This is a genomic window from Synechococcus sp. 1G10 (genome assembly GCF_002252625.1).
In the GTDB taxonomy this organism is placed as follows: Bacteria; Cyanobacteriota; Cyanobacteriia; order PCC-6307; family Cyanobiaceae; genus Regnicoccus_A.
The window spans coordinates 1-14,669 of sequence record NZ_NQKW01000018.1 but is presented as its reverse complement, the minus strand read 5'-3'; the positions used below and the strand labels follow the sequence as shown (position 1 = coordinate 14,669).

The following is a 14,669-nucleotide window of genomic DNA, read 5'->3' as shown; positions in this document are numbered from 1 at the left end:
CCCCCCATGGCCGTCAGTGGGTCTGCAGCCTCCCCAGCGGGTGCCAGAGCGGCAAGCACCAGCTCTTTCCCTCTGGCGGCCATCACCGGTCACGGCACCCTCAAGCTGGCCCTGCTGCTGGCGGCGGTGGATCCTGGTCTGGGCGGGGTGGTGATCGCCGGCGGCCGCGGCACCGGCAAATCCGTGCTGGCACGAGGCCTGCATGCCCTGCTGCCGCCGATCGATGTGCTGGCGCTCGGTGATGCCTGCCGTCGCCTGAACGTCGACCCCCAGCGGCCCGACGACTGGGACGCCACCATCAACAGCCGCATCACCCAGCTGGGCGGTGATCCCACCGGTGCCGACCCCACGGCGCTGCTGCCTACCACGGTGATTCCGGCCCCGTTCATTCAGGTCCCCCTCGGCGTCACCGAAGACCGGCTGGTGGGCTCCGTGGATGTGGCCGCTTCCCTGGCGGCCGGTGCACCTGTGTTCCAGCCCGGCCTGCTGGCGGAAGCCCACCGGGGCGTGCTCTACGTCGATGAGCTCAACCTGCTCGACGACAACATCACCAACCTGCTGCTGGCGGCGGTGGGCAGCGGCGAGAACCGGATCGAGCGCGAGGGGCTCAGCCTCTCCCATCCTTGCCGCACCCTGCTGATCGCCACCTACAACCCGGAGGAGGGGGCGGTCCGCGACCACCTGCTCGACCGCTTCGCCATCGCCCTCTCGGCCAACCAGCTGCTGGAGATCGAGCAGCGGGTGGAGATCACCAGCTCCGCCCTCGATCACGGCAGCTCCAGCGAAGCCTTCCGCGCCCGCTGGCAGGAGGACACCGACGCCCTGGCCACCCAGCTGCTGCTGGCCCGCCAGTGGCTGCCTGACGTGACGATCGCGCGCGAGCAGATCGCCTACCTGGTCAACGAGGCCCTGCGCGGCGGCGTGGAGGGGCACCGCTCCGAGCTCTACGCCGTGCGGGTGGCACGGGCCCATGCGGCCCTGAGCGGCCGCGATGCGGTGGACGCCGACGACCTGCAGGTGGCCGTGCGGCTGGTGATCGCTCCGCGTGCCCTGCAGATGCCGCCGCCTGATCCCGAGCAGCCGCTGGAACCACCGCCACCACAGCCGCCGCCGCCCCAGGGGGAGCAGCCGCCCGAGCAGGACAGCGAGGACGACACCCCGGACGACGACGACGACAGCGACGAAGATACCGACGAAGACGAAGACGACAGCCCCGAGGACCAGGCACCACCCCAGGTGCCCGAGGAGTTCCTGCTGGATCCAGAGGCGATCGCCATCGATCCCGATCTGCTCCTTTTTGCCGCGGCCAAGTCGCGCAGCGGTGGCAGCGGCAAGCGCTCGGTGGTGCTCTCCGATTCCCGCGGCCGCTACGTGAAGCCGATGCTCCCCCGCGGTCCCGTGCGCCGCATCGCCGTGGATGCCACCCTGCGGGCCGCGGCCCCGTATCAGAAAGCCCGCCGCTCCCGCGAACCCCACCGCGCCGTGATCGTGGAGGAGGGCGACCTGCGGGCCAAGCAGCTGCAGCGCAAGGCCGGCTCTCTGGTGATCTTCCTGGTGGACGCCAGCGGCTCGATGGCCCTCAACCGCATGCAGAGCGCCAAGGGGGCCGTGATCCGCCTGCTCACGGAGGCCTACGAGAACCGCGACGAAGTCGCCCTGATCCCCTTCCGCGGCGAACAGGCCGAGGTGCTGCTGCCTCCCACCCGCTCGATCACAGCCGCCCGCCGGCGGCTGGAGCAGATGCCCTGCGGCGGTGGCTCACCCCTGGCCCACGGTCTGTCCCAGGCGGCCCGAGTGGCCGCCAACGCCCTGGCCACCGGCGATCTCGGCCAGGTGGTGGTGGTGGCGATCACCGACGGCCGCGGCAACGTGCCGCTCAGCCGCTCCCTGGGCCAGCCGCAGCTTGAGGGGGACGAACCCGTCGACCTGAAGGAGGAGGTGATCCAGGTGGCCGGCCGCTACCGGTCCCTGGGGATCAAGCTGCTGGTGATCGACACCGAACGCAAGTTCATCGGCAGCGGCATGGGCAAGGACCTGGCCCATGCCGCCGGCGGCAAGTACGTGCAGCTTCCCAAGGCCAGCGATCAGGCGATCGCCGCCATCGCCCTGGATGCCCTCAACGGGGCTTAGGAGCCACCTTGGTCTGGGCGGGATAGAGCTCATCGAAGAGCTGGCCCAGGCCGATCGCCACGCTGCGCACACCATCCATGAACTCGGCGTCGCTGGTGAGCTTGTTCACGTCACCACCGACGGCATCGATACGGGCCGTGAGCCGCTCGGCATTGCCGACAGTGGTCTTGAGCTGGGCCAGGGTCTTGGGGTTGTCGAGCGCGGCCGTGACGTTGCGCACGTGGCGGCTGGCCGCCATCGCTTCGGCAGAGGCGGTGTTGAGATTGGCCAGGATCGGATCGGCCTTCCCCACCGATCGCTTCAGCTCAGCCACCAGCACCTGCGCCCGCTGAAGGAACAGAGTGGCTTCCTTGGAGGTGGCATCGAAGCTGCGGGTGGTGCGGGCCATCTCCGACACGATCTGCTTCTCATCCACCTGGGCCAGCAGGCTCTGCATCAGCTCGGTCACGCTGTTGAGACTGGCGGACGTGACGCCCTTGAGCTCGCTGCCGGCGCAGACCATCACCGTGTTGTCGCAATCCTTGGCCCGGGGGAGGGGCGCACTCTCCGGCAGAGGGTTGCCGGTGCTGATCAGAGCCACCTGGGCATCACCGCCCAGCAGGGTGCCGGTCTGCACCTGGGCCCGGGTGGGGCGCGCCAGCTGCAGGGTGGGATCGCTGATCTCCAGTTCCGCCAGCACCGCCGAGGAGGTGGGCCTGATCTTGCGCACGCTGCCCACCTGCACGCCGCGGAAGATCACCGCCGAGCGGTCCGCCAGGCCGGCTGCATCCTCGAAGCTCACCTTCAGGATCCAGTTGTTCTGGCTGAGGGAGATCCCCCGGAGCCACATCCAGAAACCGGCTCCCCCCACCACGGCCGCCAGCAGCGAAAATCCAACAATGGCCTCTCGCACACTGCGACGCATGGGGCTCTAGATCTCCGCCGGTTGCATCGGTCCGCTCAGGCTACCGGTTCTGAACTGGACCACATAAGGGTTGTCGGTGTGGCCGAAGTCCTGCACGGAACCCAGCCACTGGAGGTGGCCTTGGTAGAGCATCGCCACCCGCTCCGCCGAGCGCACGATCGTGCTCATCACGTGGCTGACCACCACTGAGCAGCCCGCCGCCATCTGGGTGGTGGTGACGATCAGATCCTCAATGCGGGTGCAGGCCACCGGGTCGAGCCCCGCCGTGGGTTCATCGAACAGCAGGATCGGATGCTGCCCCGCCGGTTGGCTGGGGTCTTCGATCAGGGCTCGGGCGAAGCTCACCCGCTTCTGCATGCCGCCACTGAGTTCGCCGGGCAGGCGTTCCTCGATGCCCGAGAGCCCCACCGCCTCGAGGGCCCGGCTGATCCGCTCGCGGATCTCGGCCTCCGGCAGCCTGCTGTGGCGGTAGAGCAGGAAGCCCACGTTCTCGCGCACGGTGAGGGAACCCAGCAGGGCCGGGTTCTGAAAGACCAGTCGCACATCCGGCGGATGGCGCTGGTCCAGCCGCAGGTAGTGCTGGGGGACGCCGTACAACCGGAGTTCCCCAGAAGTGGGCAGCAGCAGCCCGGCCAGGATGCGCAGCACCGTCGATTTGCCTGTGCCGGAGGGTCCCACCACCGCCAGCCGCTCACCCCGCCGCAGGCTGAGGCTGAAGTCGTCGAGCACCGTGTTGCTGCCCCAGCGCATGCCCACACCATCGAGCTCGAGCACGGGCCCGTCAGGTACGCCTGGTGCGGCCTGGGTCATCCCGGCATTTCATCCGTACAGTTCTTGGTGCTCCGTGCTGTGGCGTAACGCCCCAACGGCTTGACCTCCCAGCGCCCCCCCCAGCCCAGCCGCCTCCCGCGCCGGCAGGTCCGCCGTCCGGCCTGGATGGGCCGTGGCGACCCGCGCCAACAGGACCTGGTGAGCCGCTCGAAGCGGGCGGTGCGCTGGCTGCAACCAGGGCTGGTGGTGAAGCGCTGGGTGCTCACATCGGGCCTCGGGCTGGTGCTGGCGCTGCTGGGTGCCGCCATCCTGGCCGATCTCAAGCCCATCTACTGGATGCTGGAGTCGCTCACCTGGCTGATCACCAACGTGGCGCGGGTGCTGCCGCGGGGCTTCACCGGTCCGCTGGTGCTGATCGCCGGTGCGGCCCTGGTGATCTGGGGCCAGAGCCGCAGCTTCGGCTCGATCCAGCAGGCCCTGGCGCCCGAGAAGGACACGATGCTGGTGGATGCCCTGCTGGCCCAGCGGCGCCTGAATCGCGGCCCGAACATCGTGGCGATCGGCGGTGGCACTGGCCTCTCCACCCTGCTGAGCGGCCTCAAGCGCTACAGCAGCAACATCACCGCCATCGTCACCGTCGCCGACGACGGCGGCAGCAGCGGGGTGCTCCGCCGCGAGCTCGGGGTCCAGCCGCCAGGCGACATCCGCAACTGCCTGGCGGCCCTGGCCCGGGAGGAACCGCTGCTCACCCGCCTGTTCCAGTACCGCTTCAAGGCAGGCAACGGCCTGGAGGGCCACAGCTTCGGCAATCTGTTCATCTCGGCGCTCACCGCCATCACCGGCAGCCTGGAGTCGGCGATCACGGCCAGCAGCCGGGTACTGGCCGTGCAGGGCCAGGTGGTGCCGGCCACCAATGCCGACGTGCGCCTCTGGGCGGAACTGGAGAACGGCGAGCGCATCGAGGGCGAATCGAAGATCGGCCACTCCACAAGTCCGATCGTGCGCCTCGGCTGCATCCCCGAGCGGCCGCCGGCCCTACCCAGGGCGATCGAGGCCATCGCCAATGCCGAGCTGATCATCCTTGGCCCCGGCAGCCTCTACACCTCCCTGCTGCCCAACCTGCTGGTGCCGGAGCTGGTGGAGGCGATCAGCCGCTGCAGGGCCCCGAAGCTCTACATCTGCAACCTGATGACCCAGCCCGGTGAAACCGATCGCCTGGATGTGGCCGGACATCTGCGGGCGATCGAGGCCCAGCTGGCCAGCCTCGGGGTGAGCCAGCGCCTGTTCCCGGCGGTGCTCGCCCAGGAGCCGCTCAAGGACATCGCCCTGCTGGAGCACTATCGAGCCCGGGGCGCCGAGCCGGTGCTCTGCGATCCACGCCAGCTGCGCAGTGCCGGCTACGACGTGATGCTCGCCGCCCTGCAGGGTTCACGCCCGAGTGACACCCTCCGTCACGACTCCCGCAGCCTCGCCCATGCCGTGATGCGCTTCTATCGCAAATCCAAGGGCCAGAAAGCAGGGAACGATCTCGACTGGCTCAGCAGCCTGGCTCAATAAGCAAGGCTCAGAAATGCCGCGCTCAGTAGGCGTCCTGCATCTCGTAGAAGTCGGGCTGGACGTAGTCCTTGCGCAGGGGGTAACCCTTCCAGTCTTCGGGCATCAGCAGGCGCTTGGGATGGGGGTGGCCTGAGTAGGTGATGCCGAACATGTCGAAGGTTTCCCGCTCCTGCCAGTCGGCGCCACGGAACAGGCCGTAAAGGGTAGGGATGGAGAGATCGCCGCCGCGCTCAAGGAACACCTTCAGGCGCACCTCTTCTGGGGGCTTGGTAGGTGATGGCCCCTGCGCCACGGCCTCAGCCAGCTTCACCAGGTGATAAAAGCTGACCAGACGGCCGCCTGGGCCTTCGTCGTAGCCACCCTGGCACTGCAGATAATCGAAGCCCCAGGCCTTGAGGGCGGCGGCCACCACGGGGAGAAAGATCGGCTCCACCCCGATGATCTCCACGCCGAGGTGGTCGGCGGGCAGGGGCTGGTGGTCGAAGCCCTGATCAGTCAGCCACTGGCTGACGGCGCCGATCGGGGCGGGGCTGAGCTCGGTGGCGGTGGTGGGATCAGGCATCGCTGGAGGAGCTGGTGGCGGCGAGGACTTCGGGTTCGGGGGTGGCCAGGGGCAGCCCGGCCCCGGCGGCGAAGGCGGCCTGCTGGCTCTCTGCCTTCAGATAAGCACCGTTCACGGCCGGCTCCACCGCTTTCATGGCGTGCTCGATCGTGAGGTAGCGGTGGGTGGGTTGCAGGTTGCCCCGCTCGGCGAGGGCCTCATTGCCCACCTTCTTGCGCAGCTTGATCACCGCATCGAAGATGGCTTCCGGCCGGGGCGGACAGCCGGGGATGTAGAGGTCGACGGGGATCAGCTTGTCGACGCCACGCACGGCCGTGGTGGAGTCGGCAGAGAACATCCCGCCGGTGATCGTGCAGGCCCCCATGGCGATCACGTATTTGGGCTCGGGCATCTGCTCATAGAGCCGCACCAGAGCCGGCGCCATCTTCATCGTCACGGTTCCGGCCGTGATCAGCAGATCCGCCTGGCGCGGGCTGGAGCGGGGCACAAGGCCGAAACGGTCAAAGTCGAAGCGAGAACCGATCAGAGCTGCGAACTCGATGAAGCAGCAGGCCGTGCCGTAGAGCAGGGGCCAGAGGCTGCTGAGCCGGGCCCAGTTATGCAGGTCGTCGAGGCTGGTGAGGATCACGTTCTCGGAGAGATCCGAGGTGACCGTGGGGGCACCCACCGGGTTGCAGGTGGCGGCACGCAGATCGCGAAGGGCCTCGATCGAGGGGGCTTCGCTGATTCCGGGGCTGGACGGGGTGATGGTCATCGTTCGACTGGTCGGGATTCCGGATGGCTGGGGATCAGCTCCACTCGAGGGCACCCTTGCGCCATGCGTAGGCGAGGGCCACCACGAGGATCGAGATGAAAATGAGGGCTTCGATGAAGGCCAGCAGACCCAGGCGGTGGAACGCCACGGCCCAGGGATAGAGGAAGACGGTCTCAACGTCGAAGATGACGAAGACCAGAGCAAACATGTAATAACGAATGTTGAACTGGATCCAGGCGCCGCCGATCGGCTCCATGCCCGATTCATAGGTGAGACGGCGTTCCCCATCACGGGATTTGGGAGCCACCAACTTGTTGGTGACCAGAGCCAGCACAGGAACTGCCGCCGCAATCAGCAGAAAGCCCAGAAAGGCGTCGTAGCCGGGAAGCACGAACATGAAGGGGCCCAAGCTGGGGCGCAGTCTGGCATCCGTCGGCAGAGATCGCCTGGATAGAGTCCGAGTCAACGGCAGAGGGGCCAGCGCCATGGATAACGGGCACGACGGCGAGGAGGAACGAGCTCCGGAGCAGACAAGCGATCCAGACACCCACCGCTTCGAGTGCCGCAGCTGCGGTTTCGTCTATGACCCCGAAGAGGGCATCGCCAAGCTGGCGATCGTCCCCGGCACACCTTTTGCATCGCTCGATCCGATCGGCTTCCGCTGCCCGGTCTGCCGCAGCCGTGTGGGGGCCTTCCGCGACATCGGCCCGCGCAACAAGCCCAGCGGCTTCGAGGAGAACCTCAACTTCGGCCTCGGCGTGAACAAGCTCACCCCCGGCCAGAAGAACGTGCTGATCTTCGGGGGCTTCGCACTTGCGTTCGCCTTCTTCCTCTCTCTGTACTCCCTGCGCTGAGTCCCGTGAAACGCCTGTTCTCTTCCCTGCTCGGCCTGGTGCTGGCCGCGGGCCTGGCCTTCGGCCTCGGCGGCTGCGTCACCACTGGCCTGCCCGTGGCCGCCAGCAGCCCCTGGCAGCCCGTCGCCCTCGACACCCGCTCCAATCCCCTCGACGTGGCCTTCACCGACGATCGCCACGGCTTCCTGGTGGGCAGCAACCGCCTGATCCTCGAAACCGACGATGGCGGCGCCAGCTGGGAGACCCGAGCCCTCGCCCTGCCGGAAGACGAGAACTTCCGCCTGCTCAGCATCGACTTCACCGGCCAGGAGGGCTGGATCGCCGGCCAGCCTGGCCTGCTGCTGCACAGCACCGATGGGGGCCAGAACTGGGAGCGCCTGCTCCTGGACACCAAACTGCCGGGCGATCCCTACCTGATCACGGCCCTGGCCCGCGGCAAGGCCGAGCTGGCCACCACCGTCGGCGCCATCTACCGCACCAGTGATGGCGGCGGCAGCTGGCAGGCCGAGGTGAGCGATGCCGCCGGCGCCGTACGCGACCTGCGCCGCTCCCCCGATGGCCGCTACGTGAGCGTCTCCAGCCTGGGCAACTTCTTCGCCACCTGGGAGCCTGGCCAGGCCACCTGGCTGCCCCACCAGCGCATCAGCAGCCAACGGCTGCAGAGCATGGGCTTCCAGCCCGACGGCAAGCTCTGGATGGTGACTCGCGGCGCCCAGCTGCGCTTCAACCCCGATGGGGCCGATGTGGAGGCCTGGAGCAAGCCGGTGATCCCGATCACCAACGGCTACGGCTACCTCGATATGGCCTGGGATCCCAAGGGCGCCATCTGGGCGGGCGGCGGCAGCGGCACGCTGCTGGTGAGCGAGGACGGTGGCTCCAGCTGGAAGCGGGATCCCCTGGGCGGCTCCCAGCCCACCAACTTCACCCGGATCGTCTTCAGCGGCGAGGGCAAGGGCTTCCTGCTGGGGGAGCGGGGCAACCTGCTCCGCTGGGTGGGCTGACTGCATCCCTCTGTAACCAACAGGGGGCGCCTCTCGCCTCAAAGCCACCCCAAGGCCTAGGATCAATCAGCTGATTTGCCCGCTGCTATGGCTGCCGGCTCCACCGGAGAACGTCCGTTCTTCGAGATTATTACGAGCATCCGTTACTGGGTGATCCACGCCGTCACCTTGCCGGCGATCTTTTTGGCGGGCTTTCTGTTCGTCTCCACCGGTCTGGCTTACGACGCCTTCGGTACGCCTCGCCCCGATGCCTACTTCCAGGCTCAGGAAGCCAAGGCACCGGTGGTGAGTCAGCGCTACGAAGGCAAGAGCCAGCTCGACCTGCGCTTGCAATAAGCCATGACCCAGTCACCAAGCACCACGCCCCGCAACTACCCGATCTTCACGGTTCGGTGGTTGTCTCTGCATGCGCTGGGCATTCCCACGGTCTTTTTCCTGGGTGCCCTGGCTGCCATGCAGTTCGTCCGCCGCTGAACATCGCCATGCAGCGCAATCCCAATCCGAACAATCTTCCGGTTGAACTCAATCGCACGAGCCTCTATCTAGGGCTCTTGATCGTGTTCGTCACCGGAGTGCTTTTCTCCAGCTACTTCTTCAACTGAACGGGAGACACAGCCATGAGCGGCAAGAAATCCGGTTTGCCAGATGGTCGACTTCCCGACCGTCTTCCTGATGGCAGGCCAGCAGTGGCCTGGAAGAGCCGCTGGACCGAAGGTGTGTTGCCGCTGTGGCTCGTCGCCACCGCCGGTGGCATCGCGGTGATCTTTGTGGTGGGTTTGTTCTTCTACGGCTCCTACGTGGGTCTGGGTTCGGCCTGATCTTCAGAGCCGTTTCACCCAAGTCCAGGGTCCCAACGGGACCCTTTTTTATGGCGAGCCGTCCCGCTCAGACGCCGTAGTAGTCCCGATACCAGCGGGCGAAATGGCCAATGCCCTCCTCGAGGGGGGTATGGGGAGCGAAGCCAATCCAGGCCTCAAGCGCTGAGGTGTCAGCGGCGGTGGCAGCCACATCCCCCGGTTGCATGGGCTCGAACTGGGGGATGGCCTTCACACCCAGGGCGTCTTCGAGCAGCTCGATGAAGCGCAGCAGTGGTGTGGGCTGGCTGTTGCCGATGTTGAAGATCCGGTGTGGCGCCGCCGCCGTTGCCGGGTTGGGATCGAGCTGGTCGAAATCTGGATCCGGAGTGGCCGGCTTGTCGAGGCAGCGGATCACCCCTTCGACGATGTCGTCGATGTAGGTGAAGTCACGCTGCATGCGGCCATGGTTGAACACCCGGATCGGCTCGCCCGCCAGGATCGCCTTGGCGAACAGCATCGGCGCCATATCCGGACGGCCCCAGGGGCCATAGACAGTGAAAAAGCGCAGGCCCGTGGCCGGCAACCCATAGAGATGGCTGTAGGTGTGAGCCATCAGCTCATTGGCCTTCTTTGTGGCCGCATACAGGCTCACCGGATGGTTCACAGGATGCTGCTCGGAGAAGGGCATGCGCCGGTTCCCGCCATACACGGAGCTGCTTGAGGCATACACAAGATGCTCCACACCATGGTGACGGCAGCCCTCGAGGATGTTCCCAAAACCCACCAGATTGCTCTGGATGTAGGCCGCCGGGTTCTCGATCGAATAGCGCACCCCGGCCTGGGCGGCGAGGTGAACCACGGCGCGGGGGCGTTCGGAGGCGAAGAGTCGAACGAGGGCGGCGCCGTTCTCCAGATCCAGTTGGTGAAAGCTGAAGGATGCCCGGTTTGCAGCGGCCACCGCATCGATCCGCTCGAGCCGGGCCCGCTTGAGGGCAGGGTCGTAGTACGGGTTCAGATTATCAAGACCGATCACATGATTGCCCCGCTCCAGAAGCCTCAGACAAACGTCTGAACCGATGAAGCCTGCGGCACCGGTGACCAGGAGAGAACGGCGTGTCACGCCAGGGTCTGGATTCGCCAACAAGGAGCCGGGAACGCCGCAAGGACACATCATCATCTTCCCATGGGCGCCTCTGGCGGACAGACTGCCCGCTCTGCTCTACTGAAACCGTCAAGCGCAAGTCCCTAAATCGGTTTTGTGCTGTATTTTCCTGACGTCAGGTCACGATCAGCTTCTCTTACCCCCCCCCCCCATGAGCGCAGGTATACGCACGTCCGGGAAATTTTTCGTAATGGGGGAAGAAAAGATCTACTTGAGAGGGGTGAGTTACGGCCCCTTCAAGGAAGCTTCTCATGGCCGTCAATTTCCTGAGAAAGAGCAGGTTGTTCGCGATTTCGCGCTGATGCGGGAATTGGGTGTGAACTGCCTTCGCACCTACACCTCCCCCCCAGCCTGGCTGCTGGAATTGGCCGAGGAATGGAATCTCTGGGTGATGGCTGGGATACCTTGGGCGGAGCACGTCACCTTCCTGGATTCGAAAACCGTTCAGAACGAGATCCGCATTGCGGTCACGGCCGTCGTGGAGGAATGCAAGGGATATAACTCACTGTTCTGCTATATGGTTGGCAATGAGATTCCGCCGGACATCATCCGCTGGCATGGTGCGAATAAGGTGCAGAAGTTTCTACGGGGTCTCACCGAACTGATCCGGGCCAGGGATCCTGGCGCTCTGGTGAGCTATGCCAGCTTCCCATCGACTGAATACCTCGAGCTCGACTTCGTCGACTTCTATTGCTTCAACGTGTATCTGCATCGCCAGGAGGTCTTCCAGAAGTACCTGGGTCGGCTGCAGAACCTGGCCGGCACCAAGCCTCTGGTGCTGAGCGAATTCGGTGCGGACTCGATCCGGGAGGGCGAGGAGGGACAGGCCAAGATTCTCAACCAAAAACTGAAAACGAGCTTCGAGATGGGTGCGGCCGGAACGGTCGTGTTCGCCTGGACCGACGAATGGTTCACCGGTGGCCATGCGATCACCGACTGGGCCTTCGGAGTGGTGAGCGCCGAGCGCAAACCGAAGCCAGCGTTCGACGTCGTGAAGCACTACTACCAGGAGCCGCTACCGCCGCTGCCAGCCGAATGCCCAAAGGTGTCGGTGGTGGTGTGCGCCTACAACGCCGACCGCACGATCGATACCTGCCTGGCAGCGCTGGAAACCGTGCGTTACCCGAACTACGAGGTCATCGTGGTGAACGACGGCTCCAACGACGGCACCCTGGAGATCTGCCGGAAGTACCCCTACATCCGCCTGATCTGCCAGGAGAACAAAGGTCTGAGCGTGGCACGCAACGTGGGCCTGGCGGCGGCCAAAGGCGAGATTGTGGCCTACACAGATGCCGACTGCTATGTGGACCCCGACTGGATCACCTATCTGGTGCATGGGTTCCGGATCACGGGCGAAGTGGCTGTGGGGGGGCCGAATCTGCCCCCTCCTGAAAACTCCCTGGTGCCTTCCGCCGTGGCCGTGTCCCCCGGAGGCCCCACCCATGTGCTGATCGACGACCAGGAAGCCGAACACATCGCCGGCTGCAACATGGCCTTCAAGGCGGATGTGCTGAGGGACCTGGGGGGATTCGATGCCCAGTACCGGGCCGCCGGAGACGATGTGGACATCTGCTGGCGCCTGCAGGACGCCGGCCATTCGATCGGGTTCAGCCCGGCGGCCCAGGTGTGGCACTTCCGTCGCAACACGGTGAAGGACTACTTCAACCAGCAACGGGGCTATGGCAAGGCTGAGGCGATGGTGTTCTACAAGCACCCGCAGCGATTCAACCTGCTCGGCCAGGCACGCTGGCTGGGGCGCATCTACGGCGACCTAAGCACGTCTCTGGTGCCGGGGAAACCATTCATCTACTCGGGCGTGTTCGGCATGGCGCCGTTCCAGAGCCTCTACCAGCAACCTGCCAGCCTGTGGGCCTACTTACCGCAGACCCTTGAATGGAACGTCTTCGGTCTGACGATGCTGTTGCTGGCCCCCCTTGCAAATGATGGGCTGCTGCTGGGAGCCATAGCGCTGTTGATCACGGTCGGAAGCAGCGTCCTATTGGCATGGCGTGCCCCGGTGGATTCCCGCTTCACGGGGCTGCGCAGCCGGCTGCTGATCAGCTACCTGATCCTGGTCGGCCCGCTGGTGCGGAGCATCGAGCGGTACAAGTGGAGAAGTAAGCTACTGGGCGCAAAGGGGGCACCCGAAAGACCTCTGGAGAAACCACTGAAGAGTAAATTCCCTCTTCAGAGAACGTACCGGCTTAATTTCTGGTCAGATCAAGGGATCGAGAGGAACATTATACTTCAGGATGTCATTCATCAGCTGCAGGAAAGAAAGTACTTTGTGAACATACAGAATGGATGGGAGCGCTGGGATATACGCGTACAGCAGGGCCTCTGGGCTTGGTGCTATTTGTACTCAGCAACCGAGATTCATGGTGGCTACGAACGGCTGCATCGGCTCAAGCTTAAGCTGAAGCTATCAGGGCTTGCCAAGACAATCCTGACCATGTGGGCTACCCTGTTCTTGATTGTTCTGATTTGCAAGAGCCTCATGGCGGTGCTCGTGATGCTCATACCTGGAGCAGCCTTCCTATGGACTTGCCGAACACAGATGAAACGCATGGCAAGATCAGTGGCAAGCGTGGTGACGACTGCAACTGAGAAGTTTGCTCTCGTACCCACTCCGAGCAGGTGACTTGGACAATCCTATATTCCCAGACAATATCTGCAGAACCAGTAGGCTTACCTATTATCAGCTCAATGTGTTTCGGAGCAGACTTATCAAAAAATGTTCTTCCAGAACAGCAAAGTGAGAAGGCTTAAACAGCAATGCAGATAAAAGCCAACACAAGTTCAACCTACATGCCACAACTTGATGGCATACGCGCCATAGCCGTCATGGGCGTGATTGCTCATCACACAAGCCAAGCTCTGCCGGGCTCGCCGAGCTTTGGCTACTTGGCGACAGCAGGAGTACACATTTTCTTTGTGCTAAGCGGATTTCTCATCACATCAATCCTATTGAAGTTAAAGAAGAAGGTGGCCCATGGAAGCGAAGACCTACTAAGAGGATTAAGAGTATTTTTTATCCGCCGTGCTCTTCGGATTTATCCGCTTTACTTCACAGTATTACTTGCTGCGATTTTGATTAACCTTGGCGAAGCACGTGAATTGGCGCCATGGCTAGCCACCTACACACTGAACATCAAGATGGGAGCACAGGATTGGTATGAGGCATATTATGCTCACTTTTGGACATTAGCCGTTGAACATCAATTTTATCTGGCCTGGCCAATATTAATCATGGCCTTGCCATCGCGAACCACGTGGATGGCGCCAGTTTTGGCAATTGTAATTTCCTTGGCCACAAAAGGTTTTTACGTTTACTCGGGATACACTTCCATGACAGGGCTAGCCACATATATATCGACACAATCTAATCTTGACCTTCTTGCCCTTGGCTCAGCGCTCTCATTTGTTTATCCTATGGTAAAGGCAAGAGTTTCCAAAGCTGGTCCGAAGGCCATAGGATTATTGGCGTACCTTCCCTTGGCATACGTTATAGCGGCATTCATAATCCGGCAAACTGGGATTGGCCCCAAATGGGCTGATATCGTTTTTGGCAATCTTTTTTCAGGACTAGGCTATGTCGGGATTGTGGCAGTAGCAGGTCTTTCTTTGCCCAGTATGATGGGATGGCTCCTTGGGATTGCCCCTTTACAGTATTTAGGGCAGATAAGCTATGGAGCCTATGTCTTTCATCCATTTATCATAGATAATATGCTGCCGTATCTCAAGTCAGGCATCATCAGCTCAAGCCAGCTTGTGCTCATAACATGCATAGGCACGCTGCTAATAGCAGGAGCTTCATATTATTTTCTAGAATTGCCGTGTATGTCGCTCAAGTCAAGACTAAAGGCGTGATGACTAGGCACGGTCAGATCAAGGGATGCCGTGGTTTGTGGCGTTTTCTCCTCAGGGGCCTTGGGAAGATAAACGGCGAGTGGCATCTGATTGCCGCCACCCACAATCTGCTCCAGTTGTTTAGGTACCGCCGGTCACAGCAGCAGCTGGCAGTAGCAACGGCATGAAGGGGCCAGGAGCCTTGGTCATTGCGCCCAGGTCTGAGGGAACCCCAGGGCTGACTGAAAGTCAATTCATCCCGTCTGCGCGGATTTGACACCAACCCAGCCGAGCATTTGGTTGATGTCATGCGCCACGGCCATCAGGC

General features: G+C 63.4%; 16 protein-coding genes. 10 read left to right on the top strand and 6 right to left on the bottom strand.

Going from position 1 to position 14,669, the window contains the following annotated elements; translation table 11 throughout:
- Positions 1–6: 6 nt before the first annotated feature.
- Positions 7–2,130 carry a magnesium chelatase ATPase subunit D gene (gene bchD, locus CJZ82_RS13275; RefSeq protein WP_094556250.1) on the top strand — a complete coding sequence of 708 codons (2,124 nt, stop codon included), beginning with the start codon at positions 7–9 and terminating at the stop codon, positions 2,128–2,130.
- Here the strand turns inward: bchD and CJZ82_RS13270 are convergent.
- A complete protein-coding gene (locus CJZ82_RS13270) occupies positions 2,117–3,034 on the bottom strand; it encodes an MlaD family protein (RefSeq protein ID WP_094556249.1) in 918 nt (305 codons plus the stop codon). The genes bchD and CJZ82_RS13270 overlap by 14 nt on opposite strands.
- Before the next feature lie 6 nt (positions 3,035–3,040).
- Positions 3,041–3,844: an ABC transporter ATP-binding protein gene (locus CJZ82_RS13265; RefSeq protein WP_094556248.1), complete on the bottom strand. Its 804-nt coding sequence runs from the start codon at positions 3,842–3,844 to the stop codon at positions 3,041–3,043.
- Positions 3,845–3,970: 126 nt separating this feature from the next.
- Between CJZ82_RS13265 and yvcK the strand changes: the two genes are divergently transcribed.
- Positions 3,971–5,362 carry a gluconeogenesis factor YvcK family protein gene (yvcK, locus tag CJZ82_RS13260; RefSeq protein ID WP_094556293.1) on the top strand — a complete coding sequence of 464 codons (1,392 nt, stop codon included), beginning with the start codon at positions 3,971–3,973 and terminating at the stop codon, positions 5,360–5,362.
- Between the two features lie 22 nt (positions 5,363–5,384).
- Here the strand turns inward: yvcK and CJZ82_RS13255 are convergent, their stop codons facing one another.
- The 3 genes from CJZ82_RS13255 to CJZ82_RS13245 form a co-directional block, all read right to left on the bottom strand.
- Positions 5,385–5,924 carry an NAD(P)H-quinone oxidoreductase subunit J gene (locus CJZ82_RS13255; protein WP_094556247.1) on the bottom strand — a complete coding sequence of 180 codons (540 nt, stop codon included), beginning with the start codon at positions 5,922–5,924 and terminating at the stop codon, positions 5,385–5,387.
- Positions 5,917–6,651: an NADH-quinone oxidoreductase subunit NuoB gene (nuoB, locus tag CJZ82_RS13250; RefSeq protein WP_094556292.1), complete on the bottom strand. Its 735-nt coding sequence runs from the start codon at positions 6,649–6,651 to the stop codon at positions 5,917–5,919. Before nuoB ends, CJZ82_RS13255 begins: the two co-directional genes overlap by 8 nt.
- Positions 6,652–6,712: 61 nt before the next feature.
- Positions 6,713–7,075, bottom strand: a complete 363-nt coding sequence (locus tag CJZ82_RS13245; protein ID WP_094556246.1) for an NAD(P)H-quinone oxidoreductase subunit 3 — start codon at positions 7,073–7,075, stop codon at positions 6,713–6,715.
- An 88-nt stretch (positions 7,076–7,163) separates the two neighbouring features.
- Here CJZ82_RS13245 and CJZ82_RS13240 point away from each other — a divergent pair, with 88 nt between their 5' ends.
- The 6 genes from CJZ82_RS13240 (at position 7,164) to CJZ82_RS13215 (ending at position 9,351) form a co-directional block, all read left to right on the top strand.
- Complete coding sequence (locus CJZ82_RS13240) at positions 7,164–7,532, top strand: rubredoxin (protein WP_233130247.1); 369 nt, start codon at positions 7,164–7,166, stop codon at positions 7,530–7,532.
- 5 nt (positions 7,533–7,537) lie between these two features.
- Positions 7,538–8,533 (top strand): photosynthesis system II assembly factor Ycf48, encoded by a 996-nt coding sequence (locus CJZ82_RS13235; RefSeq protein ID WP_094556244.1) that lies wholly within the window; start codon positions 7,538–7,540, stop codon positions 8,531–8,533.
- A gap of 87 nt (positions 8,534–8,620) precedes the next feature.
- Positions 8,621–8,869, top strand: coding sequence for a cytochrome b559 subunit alpha (gene psbE, locus CJZ82_RS13230; protein ID WP_094556243.1), 249 nt, complete (start codon positions 8,621–8,623; stop codon positions 8,867–8,869).
- Positions 8,870–8,872: 3 nt separating this feature from the next.
- Complete coding sequence (gene psbF, locus CJZ82_RS13225; RefSeq protein WP_006173009.1) at positions 8,873–9,007, top strand: cytochrome b559 subunit beta; 135 nt, start codon at positions 8,873–8,875, stop codon at positions 9,005–9,007.
- Between the two features lie 8 nt (positions 9,008–9,015).
- Entirely contained in the window at positions 9,016–9,135 is a 120-nt protein-coding gene (locus CJZ82_RS13220; RefSeq protein WP_094556242.1) for a photosystem II reaction center protein L, read from the top strand.
- Positions 9,136–9,150: 15 nt separating this feature from the next.
- Positions 9,151–9,351, top strand: a complete 201-nt coding sequence (locus CJZ82_RS13215) for a photosystem II reaction center protein J (RefSeq protein ID WP_094556241.1) — start codon at positions 9,151–9,153, stop codon at positions 9,349–9,351.
- 67 nt (positions 9,352–9,418) lie between these two features.
- Here CJZ82_RS13215 and CJZ82_RS13210 read toward each other — a convergent pair whose 3' ends face one another.
- The gene (locus CJZ82_RS13210; RefSeq protein ID WP_198949774.1) at positions 9,419–10,450 is read right to left on the bottom strand and encodes an NAD-dependent epimerase; all 1,032 of its coding nucleotides are present in this window, start codon (positions 10,448–10,450) and stop codon (positions 9,419–9,421) included.
- A 193-nt stretch (positions 10,451–10,643) separates the two neighbouring features.
- On the opposite strand from CJZ82_RS13210, the gene CJZ82_RS13205 reads away from it, so the two are divergent.
- Entirely contained in the window at positions 10,644–13,133 is a 2,490-nt protein-coding gene (locus CJZ82_RS13205) for a glycosyltransferase (protein ID WP_094556240.1), read from the top strand.
- Between the two features lie 167 nt (positions 13,134–13,300).
- Complete coding sequence (locus CJZ82_RS13200; RefSeq protein WP_158218575.1) at positions 13,301–14,362, top strand: acyltransferase; 1,062 nt, start codon at positions 13,301–13,303, stop codon at positions 14,360–14,362.
- Positions 14,363–14,669 lie beyond the last annotated feature (307 nt).